This is a genomic window from Bradyrhizobium sp. SRL28, assembly GCF_018596315.1.
Taxonomy (GTDB): domain Bacteria; phylum Pseudomonadota; class Alphaproteobacteria; order Rhizobiales; family Xanthobacteraceae; genus Bradyrhizobium.
On sequence record NZ_JAHEAG010000035.1, the window covers coordinates 50,701 to 70,638 of the forward strand.

Consider the following 19,938-nt stretch of genomic DNA (forward strand, 5'->3'; position numbering starts at 1 on the left):
ATCCAAATTTCGCCTTCGGTCCTGATGTTTCGGGTGAGAAAACCGGCTTATGCCGCCATTCGCGGCAGCCAAGGGGTTCGAAATTTGCTGTAATCAAGGCGAGGAACAAGCTATTCGATGACCTCGCGAATTCCGACGACGAGGTCCGCTCTGGAATCGAACTGTACAAGAATGGCGTACGTCTTGGACCGGCACGCAGCAATCACTCGGATGTAGCCAACTTAGATCGAGGCCGTCGTTCACGTCGGCGCGACGATGTTCAAGCGACAATACTGATCCCGTGACAAACGGTAGAGCGCATTGGCGGGTCAGGCCGCCGAAATCTGAAAAAGCCACATTAGCATCGTGTGCCAAGTGCCGCGCCAAGTGCCGCTGGAAGAAATTTGGTCCGCGTATGATTACAAGATTGATTTCAAGAAATGCTCGAGGTTACCATCCCTAAACAAATACCCCTTTATCCCTGCTGCCTGTGCTGCCTCTAGATCAGTGAGCTTGTCTCCTATGAGAATGCTTCGACCGACATCCACCGGAAACTGGTCCAGGAGATCGTTGATCATGCCCGGTGCGGGCTTACGCCGATAGCTTGCTTGACGATACCGCTCTATTGGCGCTTCGGGATGATAAGGGCAGTACTCGAATGCATCTATGTGAGCTCCGATTCCAGCTAAATCGTTCGCCATCCACTCATGTAGCGCTTCAACATGGCTTTCTTCGTAGAGACCTCTGGCTACGCCAGATTGGTTCGTAATCACGAATACAAAATAGCCAGCATCATTGGCGACCTTTACCGCTGCCCGTGCGCCATCTATCCACTTTAGCTTGCTAATTTCAAAGACGTAGCCGCAATCTTCGTTCAGCACGCCGTCTCGATCGAAGAAAATTGCTGGTCTCTTCATCTTGCTGCCTTAACGCGCGGGGCACTATCATGCCAAAACTGCCTTAGCCGCGAAATTGGAATCTTGGCCGTGCACAGGAGTGTCGGATCGTGGCGATTTTTCCGGCGGTCTGATCGCCGAAGTCAATCCCGGCCTCGTCGATCCAGTCGTTGCAAGTCTGGAGGCGAGACGATCGAGAACGCCACACCCTACGATATTGCTCTACACTTCCATGCGATCTGCTGATGCAGCATGTCTTATTGCGTGGCTGCGAGGGCAGGAATGTTTCAGGATCGTACCATGCTGCGACAAGATCTTGTTATCTGCGAATTCTGCGAATATGGAAATGGTTCGCCGGTATCAGTGCCAATGTGTTGGCTGCCACGAACGCTATTCGCTCAAGATGGTTCCCAGCCTATCGCAAGTAGCTTCGTCGGCGGAGCTAACAGTGGCCGGCCAATCCGTTCCCAGGTCGAAATTTGGCCCGTCGCCTTCAGGCACGCCTCGATCCAGCGTTCAGGCAAGGGAATCAAGCCAGGTGATCTGCCGAGGCCAGCGCGGTGACGCGCGATGAGATTTGGGACGGTGATCGGTTTCGGGTCCGACACGATAAAAGTCTCTCCCCGTGCTCGGGGGTTGCTCAAGGCGGTTTCGACTGCCAAGTTGAAATTCTGAATCGACAATATGGATCGTTGTGCGGTTAGTGCTCCGAACGGGAGCGGGACCGGCAGCCGTGAAAGCCGGTGGACGAGAGCGAAATTTCCTTTCTCACCCTCGCCATAAATTACAACCGGTCGCAAGATGGTGAACGAAATGCCGGCCGCGCGAATGGCCTGTTCGCCGGCAAATTTGGATCGTCCATACGCATTGCTTGGTGTTGGAAAATCATCTTCAGTCAGGTCATGATCCGCGCAAGGACCGGACTGGGCGGCGATGGAAGAAATGAACACCAAATGTCTCGTTGCGCCGAGAGATATGGCGCGCGCCAGCGCCGATGTCGCGCGGTGGTTGATGCGATCGTAAAGGGCGTCACCAGCGTGCTTGTGAGCGATGCCCGCAAGATGAACCACAGCGTCGCATTGGTCCAGAAGGGGGCACCAATCGAACAGCTTCGAGATATCCGGCAACGGAACTGAAGCAACGTTCGGATTCTCGAAGGTGGGTGCCGTCCTCGATGCGGCAACCACCCTGTATCCCCGCGTGGCAAGGAACGGAACCAGGTGCCGCCCGATAAACCCGTCGGCGCCCGTTACAAGCACCCTGGGTTTTTCTGCATTGGGGCTATTGTGCGAGCCGGACGCGGCGGAACGCATTTGCGCGTCGGCTGGGCCGTAGGCAGGCATCGTTTGTGAGGTCACCCGCACAGGGATATCCATTTTCCGCCGAGTTTCCTGCATATCCTGCGAACAAGACTCTTGGATCAGTTGAATGATACTCACCTCAATATAGCCGCACGGCTCATCTCAAGGCAACCGAGGGTTTAGCCACGGGTTCCCACGACGCCAGCTTAAGCAGAATTGTCCATAAGGCTCGGATGGCAGCTTGACCAGGGACCTCTACGGTCGGTCTTACCATCGGGCCGTTCTAAAGCGATATGATCGGCCGCCGCATTCAAGGTGAAGAAGATTGGCAGAACGAACCCAAAAAAAGTCGAACAAAAAAGCAAGCAAGGCTAGCTGCGCTCGTCCGCGATCACCTTGCCGTCGTTCGGCAGCGAGCCGGCCGCGACCAGTTCGACATTTCCGCCGAGCTTGGTCACTGCGCGCAGGCTTGCCGCGAGTTCGCTCTGAAGTGTTTCACCGGCCGCCGCCGTTTCTGCCTTCAGCGTCATCAGATCGCTCTCGCCGGAACGCGTGACGACGAGGCGTAGCCTTCCGAGTTGCGGATGGCGCTTGCCGATCTCGGCGATCTGCTCGGGGCGCACGAACATGCCCTTGACCTTGGTGGTCTGGTCGGCGCGGCCCATCCAGCCCTTGATGCGCATGTTGGTGCGTCCGCACGGGCTTGCGCCCGGCAGCGCCGCCGTGAGGTCGCCGAGTGCGAGGCGGATCCACGGATGCTGCGGATCGAGCGAAGTGACGACGATCTCGCCGACGTCGCCGGGTGCTACGGGATCGCCGGTGCCGGGTCGCACGATTTCCATGATCAGGTCCTCGTTGACCACCATGCCATCGCGCGCCGGTGTTTCGAAGGCGATCATGCCGAGGTCGGCGGTGCCGAACGCCTGATAGGCATCGATGCCGCGCGACTTCACTTCATCCTGCAGCGATATCGGAAACGCCGCGCCTGATACCAGCGCGCGCTTGATCGAGGAGACGTCGCGGCCTGCGCTGGCGGCGGCGTCGAGCAGGATCTTGAGGAAATCAGGCGTGCCGCTGTAGCCGACCGGGCGATAGGCCTCGATCAGCTCGAACTGCTGCTCGGTATTGCCGGGGCCGGCCGGAATCACCGCACAGCCCAGCGCCCGCGCCGAGGCGTCGAAGATGAAACCGCCGGGCGTCAGGTGATAGCTGAAGGTATTGAGCACGACGTCGCCGGGCCGGAAGCCCGCGGCGAATAGCGCCCGCGCGCCGCGCCAGGGGTCGGTGTGAACGGGCTCGGGCTCGAAGATCGGGCCGGGCGAGGTGAACAGCCGTCCGAACGAGCCCAAAGGACCGGCCACGAACCCGCCGAAGGGCGGAGCGGCCTTGTGCAGGGCGGGGAGTTCCGACTTGCGTAGCACTGGAAGGCGCGCCAGCACGGCCCGGCTGGTCACAGAAGCGGGGTCGATGCCCTTGAGCCGCTCGGCATAGGCTGGCGCGGCCAGTGCCTTGCGCAGCACGTCCGGCAGGCGAGAGAACAGCTCAGCCTCGCGTTTGGCCGGCTCGCGGGTTTCAAGGGTGTCATAGTGATCGGTCATGGCTGATGATCCCGCAAGAAGGGGCCGATTGCGCAGAGCCGCCGGCGTGCTATCAGACGGCGGCTACCGGTGTTGCTCGTGTTCCAGAGGACGCAATGGTTGAAGGACATACCGCTGCGGCAGGAGACGGTGCCGTTTCGGCCGATATCGTCGCCAGGCTGAAGCTTCGCATGGTCGATCAATGTCTGCCGCTGTGGTCGACCGAAGGCTGGGACGACAAGTCGGGCAGCTTTATCGATCGGCTCGACCGCGACGGCCGTGCAGACCGCCTGGCGCCGCGCCGGGTGCTCGTGCAGGCGCGCCAGATCTATTGCTACGCAAAGGCCGCGCAAATGGGCTGGTATCCGGAGGGGCGCGCGATCGCGCTGAAGGGGCTGGAGCATCTGCTCGCCAAGGCGAAGGCGCCCGATGGCAAGCCCGGCTTTGTCCATACGCTGACGCCTGACGGCGCCGTGCTGGACCCGCTGCGCGATTCCTACGACCATGCCTTCGTGCTGCTCGCACTTGCAACCGTCCATGGGCTCGATCGCGATGCGCAGATCCGCACCGAGATCGACGCGCTGTGTCATTTCATCGAGACGGAGCTGCGCTCGCCGCATGGCGGGGTTCACGAAGGATTGCCGGTGTCGCTGCCGCGGCGGCAGAACCCGCAGATGCATCTGTTCGAAGCGATGATCGCGGCGTTCGACGCGACGCACGATACCGTGTTCCAGAACAGGGCCGGGAATTTCTTCAGCCTGTTTCTGGCCAACCTCTACGACAAGCAGCGCCAGGTGCTCGGGGAGTATTTCGAGGAAGACTGGTCGAAGATCGAGCCCGTCAGCGTCGAGCCGGGGCATCAGGCGGAATGGACTTGGCTCTTGAAGGGCTTTGAACGCATCACCGGCTGCCCGACGGGACGCTACCGCGGCGAATTGCTGGCGACCGCGCTGCGCTATCGCGACGAAGCGACCGGCTGCCTGGTCGACGAGGGCGCCGCCAACGGCAATATCAGGCGCCATACGCGCCGGCTGTGGCCGCAGACCGAGATCGCCAAGGCGTGGATCGCGCAGGCCGAGGCGGGCGAGGCGGGGGCCGCGGACGAAGCACGCGCGGCGCTGTCGCGGCTCGAACGGCATTACCTCAGCCATCCCGTGGCGGGCGGCTGGTACGACCAATTCGATCGCGACGGCAACTCGCTGGTTACGACGATCCCTGCTTCTTCGTTCTATCATGTTCTCTGCGCGGTTGCCGAAGCGGAGCAGGTGCTCGGCTGAGCATTTGATTCTTGTTTTGACGCGTTTTCTTCACGCGAACCGGTCTCCATCCCCGAATCAAGTCCGAGGACGTGCTTCGCTCGAAAACGCTATGGTTCACAGCCACCGCTTTCGCCGCTTGAAGCTTTTCAGGTTCTTGAAGCTCTTGCGCTGATCGCCGGCGCCGCCGAGGTAGAATTCCTTGACGTCCTCGTTGTCGCGCAATTCGTCGGCGGTGCCGTCGAGCACCACCTTGCCCTGCTCCATGATGTAGCCGTGGCTCGCGACCGACAGCGCCGCGCGCGCGTTCTGCTCCACCAGCAGGATGGTGACGCCGAGGTCGCGGTTGATTGCCTTGATGATCCCGAACACCTCCTTGACGAGGAGGGGGGACAGGCCCATCGAGGGCTCGTCCATCAGGATCATCTTGGGCCGCGCCATCAGCGCGCGGCCGATCGCCAGCATCTGCTGCTCGCCGCCAGAGAGATAGCCGGCGAGGCCGGTACGCTCCTTCAGTCGCGGGAAATACCTGAACACCATGTCGATGTCGGCGCCGATTTCGTTGTCGGTGCGGGTAAAGGCGCCGAGCTTCAGATTTTCGATCGACGTCATGTCGGATATGATGCGGCGGCCTTCCATCACCTGAAAGATGCCGCGGCGGACGATCTTGTCGGGGTCGATGCCGTTGATGCGCTCGCCGTCGAAAAGGATCTCGCCGCGGATGACTTCGCCGTCCTCGGTCTTGAGCAGGCCCGAGATCGCCTTCAGCGTCGTCGACTTGCCGGCGCCGTTGGCGCCGAGCAGGGCGACGATCGCGCCCTTGGGCACGTCGAGGCTGAGGCCGCGCAGCACCAGGATGACCTTGTCGTAGACCACCTCGATGTTGCGGACGCTGAGGAGCGGCGCGGCGGCTTGCGCTGCCGGTGCGGGACGATTGATTTCGGTTGCTTCGCTCATATTGACCTCCCGCTGTCGTCACCCGCGAAGGCGGGTGACCCAGTATTCCAGAGGCGCCTGCGATCGACCGAGACGCTGCGGCGTACTGGATCCCCCGCTTTCGCGGGGGATGACAGCCTGCTTGTTGATAGTCCTTACCAGCCGAGCCACTCGGGCTTGCGCGGCAGGTCGATCGTTTTCACCTTCTCCATCTTGATGCCGCCGTTCTTGACGAGATCATTGAGCGGGGCGTCGGTCGCGCCTGCGACCTTCATGCGATAGAGATCGACCTTGAGCGTGCCGCGGTGGTCCGTCTCGGTGAAGGTTGAGGGATTGCAGATGCCTTCGGCTCCGGCGGGCACCCAATCCTTCTTCTGATAGAAGCCCTTCTTGACGTTCTCGCCGGTGGCGCCGCCGTTCTTGGCAGCCCATTCGACGGCTTCCTTCATGTAGAGCGCGGTGCAGACGCCGGCGATGTAATGCACGGGGCGGTAGGTGGTACCGGCCGCGTCCGACATCTTGGAGATTTCCATGAAGGTCTTCATGCCGGGTGCGTTGCCGCCCCACGCTACCGCGGTGCGCAGCGGGAACACCACGCCATCGGCGGCAGCGCCTGCAGCCTTGGCGGCGTTCTCGTCCATGCCCCAGACGTTGCCGAGGAACTGCACGTCGACGCCGGCGGCCTTGCAGGCGTTGAGCACGGAGATGTTGGAGCCGGCGGTATTGCCCAGATAAGCGTAGTTCGCGCCCGAGCTCTTCAGGGTCAGGCACTGCGCGCTGTAATCGCCGGGCGTCAACGCGAACACGATCGGCGGCAGCAACTCGAAGCCGAGTTCGGCCGCAATCGCTTCACCGGCGGCCTTCGGCGCGTTCGGATAGGGGTGGTTTGCACCCATATGGACGAACTTCGGCTTGCCGGGCTTGCCCTTGGACTTCCAGTCCTCGGCGGCCCAGGTCAGCATGCCGCGAACCGCGTCCGAGTAGCTCGGTCCGTAGAAGAAGTTGTAGGGGGCAGGCTTGGCCTTGCCGCCGGCGCCGGTCGGATCGGAGAGTGCTGCGGCATAGGATGCCGAAATATCCGGGATCTTGTCCTGCGCCAGGAATCCCGTCAGCGCTTCGGTGTCGGCGGTGCCCCAGCCGAGAATGGCGGCGACCTTGTCGGAACCAGACCATTTCTTGTACTGGGCGATGGCGCGCGGCACCTGGTAGCCGTAGTCGACGGTATCGACATTGACCTTGGCGCCGTTGATGCCGCCGCTCTTGTTGATCCACGCATAGGTATCCGCGACACCCTGTCCGAACGGCGTTCCGACGTCGGAGGTCGGGCCCGAATAATCCGCGAGATGTCCCAGCGAGACCGGGGCTTGGGCTTGGGCCTGGGACGTCGTCGCTGCGCCCGCCAGCAGGATCGCGAGCGAGGCGGTGCTCAGTAGAGTCTTCATCGTCATGGACATAATCCTCCGGTTGCTTCTCGAGGTCTTCTTATTGTCGATCCCGTTCCGACCTCAATGCGAGAACGGGTAGAGTTTCCAGTACGCCTTGATCTGCCGCCAGCGATGCGCGAGTCCGTCTGGTTCGAAAACCAGAAAGACGATGATGATGATGCCGATCGCCATCTCGCGCAGGAAAGCGATGTTGTTCTTCAATCCCAGGAACTGGTCGATCGGACTGCCGCGCAGTGCGACGCTGAGCCATTCCATCGATTCCGGCAGCAGCACCATGAAGGCGGTGCCCATCAGCGTGCCCATGATCGAGCCGAGCCCGCCGATGATGATCATCGCAAGGAAGATGATCGAGCGGTCGATGCCGAAACCTTCGTTGGAGACGACCTGATTATAGTGCGCATAGAGCGCGCCGCCGACGCCGGCAAAGAAGGCGGCGAGGCCGAACGACAGCGTCCGGTACTTGGTCAGGTTGATGCCCATGATCTCGGCGGACAAATAATGGTCGCGCACCGCCACCAGGGCGCGTCCGTCGCGCGAACGGATCAGGTTCGTGACCAGGAGATAGCAGACGACGACATAGGCCAGCACGACATAGAAATACTGCTTATCGCCGCGCAGCATGTAGCCGAAGAGCGAGAACGGCTCGGCGCTGGCGGGAACGCTGCCGCCGGTGAACCATTCGGCGCGGGCAAAGAAGTCGAGCAGGATGTATTGCGCCGCCAGCGTCGCGATCGCGAGATAAAGCCCTTTCAGCCGCGCGGCAGGCAGGCCGAAGATCAGGCCGACGGCCGCCGTCACGACGCCTGCCAGCGGGATGCAGAAGAAAACGGGAATCCCGAACCGGTTCGAGAGATAGGCCGACGTGAAGGCGCCGAAGCCGAAGAAGGCGGCGTGGCCGATCGAGATCTGGCCGGTGAAGCCGACGACGATGTTGAGGCCAAGGGCTGCGATGCCGAAGATGCCGATCTGGATCAGGAGGCTGAGGATGTATTCGTTGACGACGTGAGGCGCAAAGCAGACCAGGACGATGCCTGATATCATCGCGTTGCGGCTGGTCGTGGTCGGAAACACGGTGGTATCCGCCGCATAGCTGGTGCGGAAATCGCCGGCGGGAATGAGCGTCTGGCTTGCCATGATTGCTTATACCCGCTCGATGTCTTTGGTGCCGAACAGGCCGTATGGCTTGATCATCAGGATAATGATGAGCGCATAGAACGGCGCGATCTCGTAGAGATTGCCCCAGTGCAAATATTCGCTGTCGAGAAAATGCGCGAAGTTTTCCAGAAGTCCGATGATGATGCCGCCCAGCACCGCGCCGCCGACGCTGTCGAGACCGCCGAGGATCGCCGCCGGAAATACCTTGACGCCGTAGGCGGAAAGCCCGGCCGAGACGCCGTTGACGACGGCCACCACCACACCCGCGACGGCGGAGACGGTGGCTGAAATCGCCCAGGCCATGGCGAATACGCTTTTCACGGAGATGCCGAGCGATTGCGCCACCTGCTGGTTGAACGCGGTGGCGCGCATCGCCAGACCATATTTGGAGAGACGGAAAAACCAGGCCATCCCGATCATCATCGCTACCGAGACCGCGAGGCTCATCAGATAGACGGTCTGCACCTGCAGTCCGAGGATGTTGACGTTCTGGGTCTGGAAGACGCGCGGGAACGGCTGCAGATTGACGCCGAAGATCCATTTCATCAGCGCGGCAAATACCGTCGACAGCGCGATCGTCACCATGATCACGGAAATGATCGGCTCGCCGATCATCGGGCGCAGGATGACGATCTGGATGGCGATGCCGAACAGGAACATGAAGACCAGCGTGATCGGCATGCCCAGATAAAACGGCACCTGATACTTGGTGAGCAGCCACCAGCACACCCAGGCGCCGACCAGCAGCAGTTCGCCCTGCGCGAAGTTCACGACCTGCGTCGCCTTGTAGATCAGCACGAACGACATCGCGACCACGCCATAGAGCGTGCCGACCACGAGGCCGTTGACCAGAAGCTGGATCAGGAGCTGGGTGTTCATGCAAACTCACCGAACGTACGAGCTGTCATCGCCGGGCTTGACCCGGCGATCCATCGCCCGAAGAAGCGCTTTTTCGGAAGGGGATGGATGCGCGGGTCATGCCCGCGCATGACGAGCGGATTTGCGGCGCCGTTGGCTGAAAACCGCATCATTCCGCGGCCTCCGCCATCGGCGCATCATGGCCGAGATCGATCACCCGGAGGGTGGTGCGGATGCGCTGGGTGGTGCCGTCCTGGAAGCGGATCACGGTGTCGACGGGAATATCGCTCTTGCCGCCATAGATCGCGTCGATGATATCTGCGTATTTCTCGTTGATGACGCTGCGGCGGACCTTGCGGGTGCGGGTCAACTCGCCGTCGTCGGCGTCGAGTTCCTTGTAGAGCAGCAGGAAGCGCGAAATGCGTTGCGCCGGTGGCAGCGTGGCGTTGACGCCCTCGACCTCCTTGCGCAACAGCGCATAGACCTCGGGGCGCGAGGAGAGGTCGGTATAGGTCGTGAACGAGATCCGGTTCTTCTCCGCCCATTTCGAGATGATCGAGAAGCGGATGCAGATCATCGCCGCCAGCGTGTCGCGGCCGGCGCCGAGCACCACCGTTTCGGCGATGTAGGGCGAGAACTTCAGCTTGTTTTCCAGGTATTGCGGCGAGAAGCGCTCACCGCGCGAGGTCTCAGCGAGATCCTTGATGCGGTCGATGACGACGAGTTGCCGGTCGGCGTTGAAATAGCCGGCGTCGCCGGAGTGCATCCAGCCGTCCTTCATGTCGGCGGCCGAGGCTTCCGGATTCTTGTAGTAGCCAAGGTACATGTTGGGATGACGCACCACGATTTCGCCGACGCCGTTGACGTCAGGGTTATCGACGCGGATCTCGATATCGGCGGCCATCGGCACGCCGGTGGTATCCGGATCGACCTTGTCGAAAGGATGCAGCGTGTAGGCGCCGAGCAGTTCGGTTTGGCCATAGAGGGTGCGCAGCGGCACGCCCATGGCCCGGAAGAACTTGAAGGTATCCGGCCCGAGCGCGGCGCCACCGGTCGCGGCCGAGCGCAGCCGCGTGAAGCCGAGCCGGTCGCGCAACGCGCGGAACAGGAGCTGGTCGGCCAGTATCGAATGCTTGCCCTGCGCCAGCGCCGAGAGTCCGGTCTTCATGCCGATATCGAAGAGTTTCTGCTTGAGCGGCGAGGAGTCCATCACGCCGGCGCGCACATCGGCGGCGATCGATTCCCAGAGCCGCGGCGCGAACAGCACGAAGGTCGGCGCGATCTCGCGGAAATCGTGCATCATGGTCTCGGGCTCTTCGACGAAGTTGACCTTCATCCGGCAGAGCAGTCCTTTGCCGAGCGCGTAGACTTGTTCCATGATCCAGGGCAGCGGCAGCACCGAGACGTATTCGTCGTCCGGTCCCTTCGGATCGAACGCCAGATAGGTCGCGCAATGCTTGAGGACGCGTCCGGACGCAAGCATCGCCAGCTTGGGGTTCGCCGTCGTGCCCGAGGTGGTGCAGAGGATGGCGACATCCTCACCGCGGGTCTCGTCGACCAACCGGTCGTAAATACCGGGCTCGCGCGCGGCGCGGTCGCGCCCCATCGTGACGAGTTTTCCGGCTTCCATCAGCCGCGGGTCGTCGTACTTCCGCATGCCGCGCGGATCGGAATAGACGATGTGCTTGAGGTTCGGCGCGCGGTCGGCCAGCGCCAGCAGCTTGTCGACCTGCTCTTCGTCTTCGGCGAACACCAGTTTGGCGTCGCCATAGCTGAGCAGATAGGCGGCTTCCTCATCCAGCACGTCGCGATAGAGGCCGAGGCTCATGGCGCCGATGGCATGGGTTGCGATTTCCGCCGCCACCCAGTCCGGGCGATTGTCGCCGATGATGCCGATGACGTCGCCGCGGCCGAGACCCAGCTCGATCATGCCGAGCGCGAAATCATGCACGCGGGTCTGATAGTCGTTCCAGGTGAAGACGCGCCACAGCCCGAGGTCCTTTTCGCGTAGCGCGATCTCGCCGCCGTGCTCCCTCGCATTGAGGCGCAACAGTTTTGGATAGGTGTCGGCTTGGGCGGCGCGTCCGGCGTAATCCATCATGCCGCGCTCTCCCGCGGCGCCGGCGTATCGTCGGGATCGACCAGGACCTCATCCTCTTCGCCGAGATAGGCACGCTTCACATGGGGATCGGCGAGAACGGAAGCCGGATCGCCTTCGGCGATCTTGCGGCCGAAATCCAGCACCATGACGCGGTGGGAGATATCCATCACCACGCCCATGTCGTGCTCGATCATCATGACGGTCATGCCGAACTCTTCGTTGAGATCGACGATGTAGCGCGCCATGTCCTCCTTTTCCTCGAAGTTCATGCCGGCCATCGGCTCGTCGAGCAGGATCAGCTGCGGCTCCAGCGCCATCGCGCGGGCGAGCTCGACGCGCTTGCGCAGGCCGTAGGGCAGGGTGCCGGCGGTCGCCTTGCGCACCGACTGCAGGTCGAGGAAGTCGATGATCTCCTCCACCTTGCGGCGGTGCTCCAGTTCCTCGCGCCGCGCGCCGGTCAGCCAGTACAGCGAGCCCGTGATGAAGTTGTTCTTCAGGAGATGGTGCCGCCCGACCATGATGTTGTCGAGCACGCTCATATGGTGGAACAGCGCCAGGTTCTGGAAAGTGCGGCCGATGCCCAGCCGGGGGCGCGCGTTTGGATTGAGGCCGGTAATGTCCTTGCCGCGGTAGAACAGCTGGCCTTCGGTCGGCTTGTAGCGGCCCGAAATGCAATTGACGATTGAGGTCTTGCCGGCGCCGTTCGGGCCGATGATCGAGAACAATTCGCCCTCGTTCACGCCGAAGGAGACTTCGGTCAGCGCACGGACGCCACCGAAGCGCAGAGACACCCCGCGCACTTCCAACGTGTAAGCCACTCATTCCCTCCAGATACGGCGCTTGAGCAGCGCTCTTTATCTATCGTTGCACTCGATGCGATCCTACATCGACGGTGAGGGGCAAGCCATCCGACTATCGGTAGCGGCCGATGCCCGCGTCACGCGTGGTAGCGTCGCACCCTCGCCACCGCGCCATAGGCCGCGCGCACCGAGGTGGCTCTCCTTAGGGCAATGCGATAGTTTGAAATGTCTTTTGCCTGACAATTGGTCGGGAAATTTCGCCAGGCTGCACTTCTGTTGCAGTGCAGCACAGGAATCGATGGGGACGCGACGGTCGATGCGATCATGATTGCTGCGGATTACCTCAAGCGCATCGCGGCCTGGTCGCGCGAACTGAACGAACGGGAAATCGAGGTCGCCCGCGCTGGCATCGTGGAGAAATCCTATCGCGCCAATGAGCATATTTTCATGCGCGGCGATGCCTTCGACTACTGGACCGGGATCGTCACGGGTCTTGCCCGCATGAGTACCGTGTCGAGCGGCGGCAAGGCTGCGACTTTCGCCGGCCTCACGGCGGGCGCCTGGTTTGGCGAGGGCTCGGTGCTGAAGGGCGAGCCGCGCCGTTACGACGTGGTCGCGTTGCGCGATACCAGGCTGGCACTGATGGATCGCAACACCTTCTTCTGGCTGTTCGAGAACAGCGTCGCGTTCAACCGCTTTCTGGTCCGGCAGCTCAACGAGCGGCTCGGCCAGTTCATCGGCGCGGTAGAACATGGCCGCACGCTCGATGCCACCAGCCGCGTCGCGCGCTCGATCGCCTCGCTGTTCAACCCGATTCTCTATCCGGACATGACGCGCCATCTCGAGATCACGCAGGAAGAAATCGGAGCGCTTTCCGGTATTTCGCGGCAGAACGCCAACCAGTGCCTGAAGCGGCTGGAGAAGGAAGGCTTGCTGCGGCTCGAATATGGCGGCGTCACCATCATCGAACTCGAACGCCTGCGCCATCATGGCGAATAGGCGGGGGTCATGCCGCCGTTCCGCATGGATGCCGAGGCCCCCGCCGGCGTTGCGATCAGACCTCCAGCCATTCCTTGCGGATGGCGGTGTTGTCCCTGAGTTCGGCCGGCGTGCCTTCGAACACGATGCGGCCGTGACCCATCACATAAAGCCTGTGCGAGATCCGCATTGCGATCGACAGCTTCTGCTCGACCAGCAGGATGGCGACGCCGCGGCGGGCAATTTCGGCGAGGAGATCGCCGACCTGATGCACAATGAGCGGTGCCAGCCCCTCGGTCGGCTCGTCGATCATCACCAGTTCGGGGTCGCCCATCAGGGTGCGACAAATCGTCAGCATCTGCTTTTCGCCGCCCGACATCACGCCGGCCGCCGTATCGGCACGCGCGGCGAGATTGGGGAACATCTGCAGCATGTCCTCCAGCCGCCACTTGCCCGGCTTGCGCGGGTCCTTGACGCCAAGCATCAGGTTCTGCCGCACCGTGAGACCGGGAAAGATGTCGCGGTGCTCGGGAACGTAGCCGAGCCCGAGATGTGCTATCTTGTAGCTCGGCAGGCCCGCAATATTGCTGCCCTTGAACAGAATGGTGCCCTGCGGCGGAACTTCGCCCATGATGGCCTTGACGGTGGTGGAACGGCCGACGCCGTTGCGGCCGAGCAGACTGACCACCTCGCCGGCGTCGATCTTGATATCGACGCCCTGCAGGATGTGGCTCTTGCCGTAATAGGCGTGCAGATCCCTGACCTCGAGCATCATGCCGCTTCCTCGCCGAGATAGGCTTCCTTGACCTTCGGATTGCCGCGGATTTCCTCCGGTACCCCCGAAGCGATGATCTGGCCGTACACCAGCACCGAAATCTTGTCGGCAAGGCCGAACACCACGCTCATGTCGTGCTCGACGATCAGCAGGGTGCGCCCTTCGGTGAGGCGGCGGATCAGCGCCACCGCGCGTTCGGTTTCGGCGTGGCTCATCCCGGCGGTCGGCTCATCCAGCAGAATGACATCGGCGCCGCCGGCGATGGTGATGCCGATCTCGAGCGCGCGCTGCTCGGCGTAGGTCAAGAGCCCGGCCGGCACGTCGCGCCGGGCGGTGAGGTTGATATCCTCGAGGATCCGCGCCGTCCGCTCCCGCACTTCCGGCAGTCTGTCGACGTTCTTCCAGAAGGCGTAGCGGTGGCCGGTGGCCCACAGCACCGCGCAGCGCAGGTTCTCCCACACGCTCATATTGGCGAAGACGTTGGTGACCTGAAAACTGCGCGACAGCCCGCGACGGTTGATCTGATAAGGCGCGAGCCCCGAGACCACTTCGTCGCGCAACAGGACGCTGCCGGTGGTCGGCAGCATGTAGCCGCTGATCAGGTTGAACAAAGTGGACTTGCCGGCGCCGTTCGGTCCGATCAGGGCATGGCGCTCGCCCTGCGCCACCGTCAGGTTGACGTTGCGGATCACCGACGTGATGCCGAAGCTCTTCTCGACGCCGCGCAATTCGATCGCGGTGCTCATGCGGCGATTCCTTTTTCGCGCGCGACGCTGGTCGCGTCATCCCAGGCGTGCCCGACGAAGGTCCATGTCTTGCGCGCCACCCAGTAGCCGCCGACCAGCAGGATCGCTGCCATCGCCCAGACGTAACGGTTCGCCGCGTCGAAGGGGACGCCAAACGCCTTGATGTGAGAAGCGTCGCCGGAGTGGACGGCATAATAAACAATTATTTCGGTCGCGAGGATGAGGCCGATGAGCATGGCGAGCGTCGGCACGAAAGCGATCAGATAACTGGGCAGCACCCTGCCGAACGTACCGGCCTTCAACAGCGGGCGATGCATCATCAACAGTCCGGTGATGCCGCCTGGTGCGAACAGCACCACCGCGATGAAGATCAGCCCGAAATAGAGTTGCCACACCTGCGTCAGATCGCTGAGGCCGAGCGAAAGAATCGTGACGAAAATCGCCCCCACGATCGGTCCGATGAAGAACCCGACGCCGCCGATATAGGTGGCGAACAGCACGGTACCCGACTGCACGGCGCCGAGATAGGCCGAATTGGCGATTTCGAAGTTGATGGCCGCGAGCGCGCCCGCGATGCCGGCGAAGAAGCCGGAAAAACAGAACGCCAGATAGCGCACCACGTGCGGATCGTAGCCGACGAACTGAACGCGTTCGGGATTGTCGCGAACGGCATTGCACATGCGCCCCAGCGGCGTGCGGGTGAGGGCGTACATCGCGATCACCGCAATCAGGGTCCACGCCGCGACCAGGTAATAGATCTGGATTTGCGGCCCAAAACTCCAGTCGAACAGCCGGAACACCTTGGTGCGGTTGGCGGAGATGCCGGCTTCGCCGCCGAAAAAGGTGCGCAGGATCAGCGCCGACGAGGCGACTAGTTCGGCAACGCCGAGCGAGATCATCGCGAACGCCGTTCCGCTGCGCTGGGTCGAGACCCAGCCGAGCAGCACCGCGAACAGTAATCCGGTCAGTCCGCCGATCAGCGGCACCAGCGGCAGCGGGATCGGCAGCTTGTTGGCGCCGATGATGTTGATGGCGTGGATCACCAGGAAGCCGCCGAGGCCGTAATACACGGCGTGTCCGAACGACAGCATGCCGGTCTGGCCCAGCAGGATGTTGTAGGACAGCGAGAAGATGATCGAGATGCCGATCAGGCTGAACGTGGTCAGCGATCCGCCGGAGCTGAACAGCTTCGGCAGCAGCAGCAGCACGACCGCGGCCCCGACCCACAATCCATAGAATTTGAGTTTTTCGGCGGCGGTCGGATAGGGAGGTGCCACGCTCGAGGTTGTATCGGTCATGTGTCGCGTGTCCCGAGCAGGCCCATGGGGCGGAAGATCAGGATCAGGACCAGCAATAAGTAGGGCATGATCGGCGCGATCTGGGCAATGGTCACGTTCCAGATATCGGCGAGCCAGGTCGCCGCGTAATCGGGACTGAGCGGACCGAAGGCGCCGGACAATGAACCGTTCATCGATACCGCAAACGTCTGCACCAGCCCGATCAGCAGCGAGGCGGCGAAGGCCCCGGGCAGCGAGCCCAGTCCGCCCACCACCACCACCACGAACAGGATCGGTCCGAGCAATCCGGCCATGTTCGCCTGCGTCACCAGCGCGGGACCGGCGATGACGCCGGCGACGGCGGCGAGCGCAGTGCCGACACCGAATACCAGCATGAAGATGCGTCCGACGTTATGGCCGAGATGGCCAACCATGTGCGGATGAGTCAGCGCCGCCTGCACGATCAGGCCGATCCGAGTCTTCTTGAGCGTGATCAGCAGGGCCGCGAAGATAACGATGGAGACCAGCAGCATGAACATTTTGTAAGCGGGGTAGTTGGTCGAGAAGATCGTGAAGGCCGGAAAATCCAGCACCGACGGCACCCGGAAATCGACCGGACTCTTGCCCCAGATGATCTGCACGACTTCCTCGATCGCAAATGCCAGGCCGAAGGTGAACAGCAGTTCGGCGACGTGGCCGTTCTTGTGCACGCGGCGCAGGCCGAAGCGCTCGACAGCGGCGCCGAGCGCGCCGGCCAGCAATGGCGCGATCAAGAGCGCGGGCCAGAAGCCGAACCAGCGGCTGATCTGGAATCCGAAGAACGCGCCGAGCATGTAGAAGCTGGCATGCGCGAAGTTCAGCACGCCGAGCATGCTGAAGATAACGGTGAGCCCGCTCGCCATCAAAAACAGCAGCATGCCGTACAGCACACCGTTCAGTGTGGACATGACGATCAGTTCAAGCACGGCGCACCGCCTGGGGAATAAGGGACGCGTCCGCCCCGGAGGTCGGGGCGGACGGGCTACGCGTGAATGGTTACTTCGGTCGTTCCATCTTGCAGGTTGTCGGCAGCATGGTCTGGGCCGAATCGATCTTGGCGACGAGCTTCCAGCCCCAGCCGGTCTTTTCCTCGTCGAACGGTTCCTTTTCGGTGCGATCGCCGAGCGAGGAAATGTAGATCGGCTGGAAGAACTGGTGGTCGTCCTTGCGCATATTGCCCTTGCCGCCGTTGAAGACGTCGAACTCCATGCCTTCCAGCGCAAGCGCGACCTTGACCGGATCGATCGACTTGGCCTTGTCGGCGGCGGCCGCCAGCATGCGCATCTGGTTGACGGCGCGCGGGTAGAACAGGCTGAAGTCGTATTTCGCGCGGAGGGCCTTTTCGAACTCCTGCGACGGCTTATTGTCGAGGTTGGCGATGCCTTCGCCGACCTGGAATACCTGATGGTTGAGGTTGGCCTGTTTGACCGCGGTCGGGCCGCCGGTGCCGCCGGCGTAATAGGTATACCAGCTGACCTTGAGCCCGGCGTCGGCCGCGGCCTTCAGCAGGAGCGCGAAATCCTGGCCCCAATTGCCTGTCACCACGGTGTCGGCGCCCGATGCTTTGATCTTGGCGATATAGGGAGCGAAATCGGTGATTTTTAGCAGCGGATGCAGTTCGTCACCGACGATCTTGATGTCCGGCCGCTTGGCGCCAAGCATCGACTTGGCGGCGGTTCGGACGGAGTGGCCGAACGAGTAATCCTGATTGATCAGATAGACGTTCTTGATGGCGGTCGCGGTCTTCATGTAGTTGGTCAACGCCTCCATCTTGATGTCAGAGTTGGCATCCCAGCGGAAATGCCAGAAGCTGCATTTGTCGTTGGTGAGGACCGGATCGACCGCGGCATAGTTGAAGTACAGGACTTCCTTGCCGGGATTGCGCTCGTTGTATTTCGTGACGAAGTCCGACAGCGCGCCGGCGACCGAGGAGCCGTTGCCCTGGGTCAGGATCCGGATGCCTTGATCGATGGCCTTCTGGGCCTGGATCAGACTCTCCTGCGGATTGGTCTTGTTGTCGAAAGCGACGATTTCGACCTTCTTGCCGAGAACACCGCCCTTGGCGTTCAACTCCTCGGCCAGGAACTGAAAGGTCTTCAGGCCGATTTCGCCAATGCTGGCGCCGCCTCCCGACAACGGGTCGATGTAGGCAATCTTGACCGTTTCTTGCGCGATCGCAGCAGTGCCGAACATCGGCAGTGCGATGGCCGCAGCCATCATTAGTTTACGCATGTCATTTCTCCCTTTATTGGCTTTTCTTTGGTCTTGGGTGGGCTCGAATGCCGAAATGGTCTGGATTTCAGCCGTTCGGCCATAAGTTTTCACGTGAGTCGATTGTGGTCCATGGCTCCATGTCCCGCAAGCCCGATGACGTTTGGCCGGTTGCGGCCTCCCCCAGGGCTAATTTGCTTGGGTGATGGGGAGCATGATAGGGGCTGGGCGTCCCACTTGCGTCCATGGGACCGAAATTGCCGGCCTGCCCAGCGCAATATTTGGCGGTTTATCGTGGTGGCGGCTCCTGGGTCCCCGGCGTTGTTGGAGAAGAAATGGCAGTTCAGGATTCGAAACGGCGCGTGGCGCTGATTACCGGAGTTACAGGCCAGGACGGCGCCTATCTGGCCGAATATCTGCTCGGCCTCGGCTATGAGGTCCATGGCATCAAGCGGCGGTCATCTTCCTTCAACACCGCCCGCATCGATCATCTCTACGAAGACCGGCATACCGGCAACGTGCCGTTCCTGCTGCATTACGGTGACATGACGGATTCGACCAACCTGATCCGGCTGATGCAGCAGATCAGGCCGAGCGAGATCTACAACCTCGCCGCCCAGAGCCATGTCGGCGTCAGCTTCGAAAGCCCGGAATACACCGCCAATGCCGACGCCATCGGCGTGCTGCGGCTGCTGGAGGCGATCCGGATCCTCGGCATGGAAAAGGAGACGCGGTTCTATCAGGCCTCGACCTCGGAACTCTACGGCCTGGTCCAGGAGGTGCCGCAGAGGGAATCCACGCCGTTCTACCCGCGCTCGCCTTACGGCGTCGCCAAGCTGTACGGCTACTGGATCACGGTCAATTACCGCGAGGCCTACGGCATCTATGCTTCCAACGGTATCCTGTTCAACCACGAAAGCCCGATCCGCGGCGAGACCTTTGTGACGCGCAAGATCACACGCAGCGTCGCCCGGATCGAGACCGGCCTGGAACAGGTGCTCTATCTCGGCAATCTCGAGGCCAAGCGCGACTGGGGCCATGCGCGGGATTATGTCGAGGGCATGCACAGGATATTGCAGGCCGACGCGCCCGACGATTTCGTGCTGGCGACCGGCGAGACCCGTTCAGTGCGCGAGTTTGTCGATCTCGCATTCGCCGAGGTCGGCCGCACCATCGAATGGCGCGGCAAGGGCGTCGACGAAACCGGCGTCGACAAACAATCCGGCAAGACCGTGGTCCGCATCGATCCGGTCTATTTCCGGCCGACCGAAGTCGATCTTCTGGTCGGCGATGCCAGCAAGGCGCGCGAGAAACTCGGCTGGAAGCCCAAGACGTCGTTCGCCCAACTGGTCAAGGAAATGGTCGCAAGCGATCTCGCTGACGCAAGGCGGGAGGTCGCCAATGGCAAGCCTTCCGTTTGAGCTGAAAGGCAAGACCGTCTACGTCGCCGGGCATCGCGGCATGGTTGGGTCTGCGCTGGTGCGCCGGCTGACGGCGGAAAACGTCGAACTGCTGACGACGACCCGCAGCGAGGCCGATCTGCGCGATCAGGCCGCGGTCAACAAATGGTTCGCCGCAAAGCGCCCGCAGGTGGTGTTTCTGGCGGCC

The 19,938-nt window shown here is 61.9% G+C and carries 18 protein-coding genes; 4 read left to right on the forward strand and 14 right to left on the reverse strand.

Going from position 1 to position 19,938, the window contains the following annotated elements; genetic code table 11:
* Positions 1-398 precede the first annotated feature (398 nt).
* The 3 genes from KIP88_RS36795 to KIP88_RS36805 form a co-directional block, all read right to left on the reverse strand.
* A complete protein-coding gene (locus tag KIP88_RS36795) occupies positions 399-896 on the reverse strand; it encodes an HAD-IIIA family hydrolase (protein ID WP_214493053.1) in 498 nt (165 codons plus the stop codon).
* 377 nt (positions 897-1,273) lie between these two features.
* Positions 1,274-2,251, reverse strand: a complete 978-nt coding sequence (locus tag KIP88_RS36800) for an NAD-dependent epimerase/dehydratase family protein (protein WP_214493054.1) — start codon at positions 2,249-2,251, stop codon at positions 1,274-1,276.
* Between the two features lie 296 nt (positions 2,252-2,547).
* Positions 2,548-3,774: a phenylacetate--CoA ligase family protein gene (locus KIP88_RS36805; RefSeq protein ID WP_214493055.1), complete on the reverse strand. Its 1,227-nt coding sequence runs from the start codon at positions 3,772-3,774 to the stop codon at positions 2,548-2,550.
* A 95-nt stretch (positions 3,775-3,869) separates the two neighbouring features.
* Here KIP88_RS36805 and KIP88_RS36810 point away from each other — a divergent pair, with 95 nt between their 5' ends.
* The gene (locus KIP88_RS36810) at positions 3,870-5,030 is read left to right on the forward strand and encodes an AGE family epimerase/isomerase (protein WP_214493056.1); all 1,161 of its coding nucleotides are present in this window, start codon (positions 3,870-3,872) and stop codon (positions 5,028-5,030) included.
* 96 nt (positions 5,031-5,126) lie between these two features.
* Here KIP88_RS36810 and KIP88_RS36815 read toward each other — a convergent pair whose 3' ends face one another.
* The 6 genes from KIP88_RS36815 to KIP88_RS36840 form a co-directional block, all read right to left on the reverse strand.
* Entirely contained in the window at positions 5,127-5,966 is an 840-nt protein-coding gene (locus KIP88_RS36815) for an ABC transporter ATP-binding protein (protein ID WP_214493057.1), read from the reverse strand.
* 134 nt (positions 5,967-6,100) lie between these two features.
* Positions 6,101-7,393: an ABC transporter substrate-binding protein gene (locus tag KIP88_RS36820; RefSeq protein ID WP_214493058.1), complete on the reverse strand. Its 1,293-nt coding sequence runs from the start codon at positions 7,391-7,393 to the stop codon at positions 6,101-6,103.
* Between the two features lie 57 nt (positions 7,394-7,450).
* A complete protein-coding gene (locus KIP88_RS36825; protein ID WP_214493059.1) occupies positions 7,451-8,524 on the reverse strand; it encodes a branched-chain amino acid ABC transporter permease in 1,074 nt (357 codons plus the stop codon).
* Positions 8,525-8,530: 6 nt separating this feature from the next.
* On the reverse strand, positions 8,531-9,424 hold the full coding sequence (locus KIP88_RS36830; RefSeq protein ID WP_214493060.1) for a branched-chain amino acid ABC transporter permease: 894 nt from the start codon (positions 9,422-9,424) through the stop codon (positions 8,531-8,533).
* A gap of 148 nt (positions 9,425-9,572) precedes the next feature.
* A complete protein-coding gene (locus tag KIP88_RS36835; RefSeq protein ID WP_214493061.1) occupies positions 9,573-11,504 on the reverse strand; it encodes a long-chain fatty acid--CoA ligase in 1,932 nt (643 codons plus the stop codon).
* Positions 11,501-12,322 carry an ABC transporter ATP-binding protein gene (locus KIP88_RS36840; protein WP_214493062.1) on the reverse strand — a complete coding sequence of 274 codons (822 nt, stop codon included), beginning with the start codon at positions 12,320-12,322 and terminating at the stop codon, positions 11,501-11,503. Before KIP88_RS36840 ends, KIP88_RS36835 begins: the two co-directional genes overlap by 4 nt.
* A 306-nt stretch (positions 12,323-12,628) precedes the next feature.
* Here KIP88_RS36840 and KIP88_RS36845 point away from each other — a divergent pair, with 306 nt between their 5' ends.
* The gene (locus KIP88_RS36845) at positions 12,629-13,303 is read left to right on the forward strand and encodes a Crp/Fnr family transcriptional regulator (protein ID WP_214493063.1); all 675 of its coding nucleotides are present in this window, start codon (positions 12,629-12,631) and stop codon (positions 13,301-13,303) included.
* A 55-nt stretch (positions 13,304-13,358) separates the two neighbouring features.
* Here the strand turns inward: KIP88_RS36845 and KIP88_RS36850 are convergent, their stop codons facing one another.
* The 5 genes from KIP88_RS36850 to KIP88_RS36870 all read right to left on the reverse strand — a co-directional run bounded on the left by KIP88_RS36850 (position 13,359) and on the right by KIP88_RS36870 (position 18,351).
* Complete coding sequence (locus tag KIP88_RS36850; RefSeq protein ID WP_214493075.1) at positions 13,359-14,054, reverse strand: ABC transporter ATP-binding protein; 696 nt, start codon at positions 14,052-14,054, stop codon at positions 13,359-13,361.
* Complete coding sequence (locus KIP88_RS36855; protein WP_214493064.1) at positions 14,054-14,803, reverse strand: ABC transporter ATP-binding protein; 750 nt, start codon at positions 14,801-14,803, stop codon at positions 14,054-14,056. Before KIP88_RS36855 ends, KIP88_RS36850 begins: the two co-directional genes overlap by 1 nt.
* Positions 14,800-16,101: a branched-chain amino acid ABC transporter permease gene (locus tag KIP88_RS36860; RefSeq protein ID WP_214493065.1), complete on the reverse strand. Its 1,302-nt coding sequence runs from the start codon at positions 16,099-16,101 to the stop codon at positions 14,800-14,802. Before KIP88_RS36860 ends, KIP88_RS36855 begins: the two co-directional genes overlap by 4 nt.
* Positions 16,098-17,045 (reverse strand): branched-chain amino acid ABC transporter permease, encoded by a 948-nt coding sequence (locus KIP88_RS36865; RefSeq protein ID WP_214493066.1) that lies wholly within the window; start codon positions 17,043-17,045, stop codon positions 16,098-16,100. Before KIP88_RS36865 ends, KIP88_RS36860 begins: the two co-directional genes overlap by 4 nt.
* 70 nt (positions 17,046-17,115) lie before the next feature.
* The gene (locus KIP88_RS36870; protein WP_214493067.1) at positions 17,116-18,351 is read right to left on the reverse strand and encodes a branched-chain amino acid ABC transporter substrate-binding protein; all 1,236 of its coding nucleotides are present in this window, start codon (positions 18,349-18,351) and stop codon (positions 17,116-17,118) included.
* 314 nt (positions 18,352-18,665) lie between these two features.
* Here KIP88_RS36870 and gmd point away from each other — a divergent pair, with 314 nt between their 5' ends.
* Together gmd and KIP88_RS36880 are read left to right on the forward strand one after the other, a co-directional pair.
* Positions 18,666-19,751, forward strand: a complete 1,086-nt coding sequence (gene gmd / locus KIP88_RS36875) for a GDP-mannose 4,6-dehydratase (RefSeq protein WP_214493068.1) — start codon at positions 18,666-18,668, stop codon at positions 19,749-19,751.
* On the forward strand, positions 19,732-19,938 hold a 207-nt coding region (locus KIP88_RS36880; protein ID WP_214493069.1), incomplete at its 3' end, for an NAD-dependent epimerase/dehydratase family protein. The genes gmd and KIP88_RS36880, both read left to right, overlap by 20 nt.

Coding starts and splice junctions, on each gene's coding strand:
- KIP88_RS36795 (WP_214493053.1), bottom strand. CDS start 896: ATGAAGAGACCAGCAATTTTCTTCGATCGAGACGGCGTGCTGAACGAA.
- KIP88_RS36800 (WP_214493054.1), bottom strand. CDS start 2,251: ATGGATATCCCTGTGCGGGTGACCTCACAAACGATGCCTGCCTACGGC.
- KIP88_RS36805 (WP_214493055.1), bottom strand. CDS start 3,774: ATGACCGATCACTATGACACCCTTGAAACCCGCGAGCCGGCCAAACGC.
- KIP88_RS36810 (WP_214493056.1), top strand. CDS start 3,870: ATGGTTGAAGGACATACCGCTGCGGCAGGAGACGGTGCCGTTTCGGCC.
- KIP88_RS36815 (WP_214493057.1), bottom strand. CDS start 5,966: ATGAGCGAAGCAACCGAAATCAATCGTCCCGCACCGGCAGCGCAAGCC.
- KIP88_RS36820 (WP_214493058.1), bottom strand. CDS start 7,393: ATGACGATGAAGACTCTACTGAGCACCGCCTCGCTCGCGATCCTGCTG.
- KIP88_RS36825 (WP_214493059.1), bottom strand. CDS start 8,524: ATGGCAAGCCAGACGCTCATTCCCGCCGGCGATTTCCGCACCAGCTAT.
- KIP88_RS36830 (WP_214493060.1), bottom strand. CDS start 9,424: ATGAACACCCAGCTCCTGATCCAGCTTCTGGTCAACGGCCTCGTGGTC.
- KIP88_RS36835 (WP_214493061.1), bottom strand. CDS start 11,504: ATGATGGATTACGCCGGACGCGCCGCCCAAGCCGACACCTATCCAAAA.
- KIP88_RS36845 (WP_214493063.1), top strand. CDS start 12,629: ATGATTGCTGCGGATTACCTCAAGCGCATCGCGGCCTGGTCGCGCGAA.
- KIP88_RS36850 (WP_214493075.1), bottom strand. CDS start 14,054: ATGCTCGAGGTCAGGGATCTGCACGCCTATTACGGCAAGAGCCACATC.
- KIP88_RS36855 (WP_214493064.1), bottom strand. CDS start 14,803: ATGAGCACCGCGATCGAATTGCGCGGCGTCGAGAAGAGCTTCGGCATC.
- KIP88_RS36860 (WP_214493065.1), bottom strand. CDS start 16,101: ATGACCGATACAACCTCGAGCGTGGCACCTCCCTATCCGACCGCCGCC.
- KIP88_RS36870 (WP_214493067.1), bottom strand. CDS start 18,351: ATGCGTAAACTAATGATGGCTGCGGCCATCGCACTGCCGATGTTCGGC.
- gmd (WP_214493068.1), top strand. CDS start 18,666: ATGGCAGTTCAGGATTCGAAACGGCGCGTGGCGCTGATTACCGGAGTT.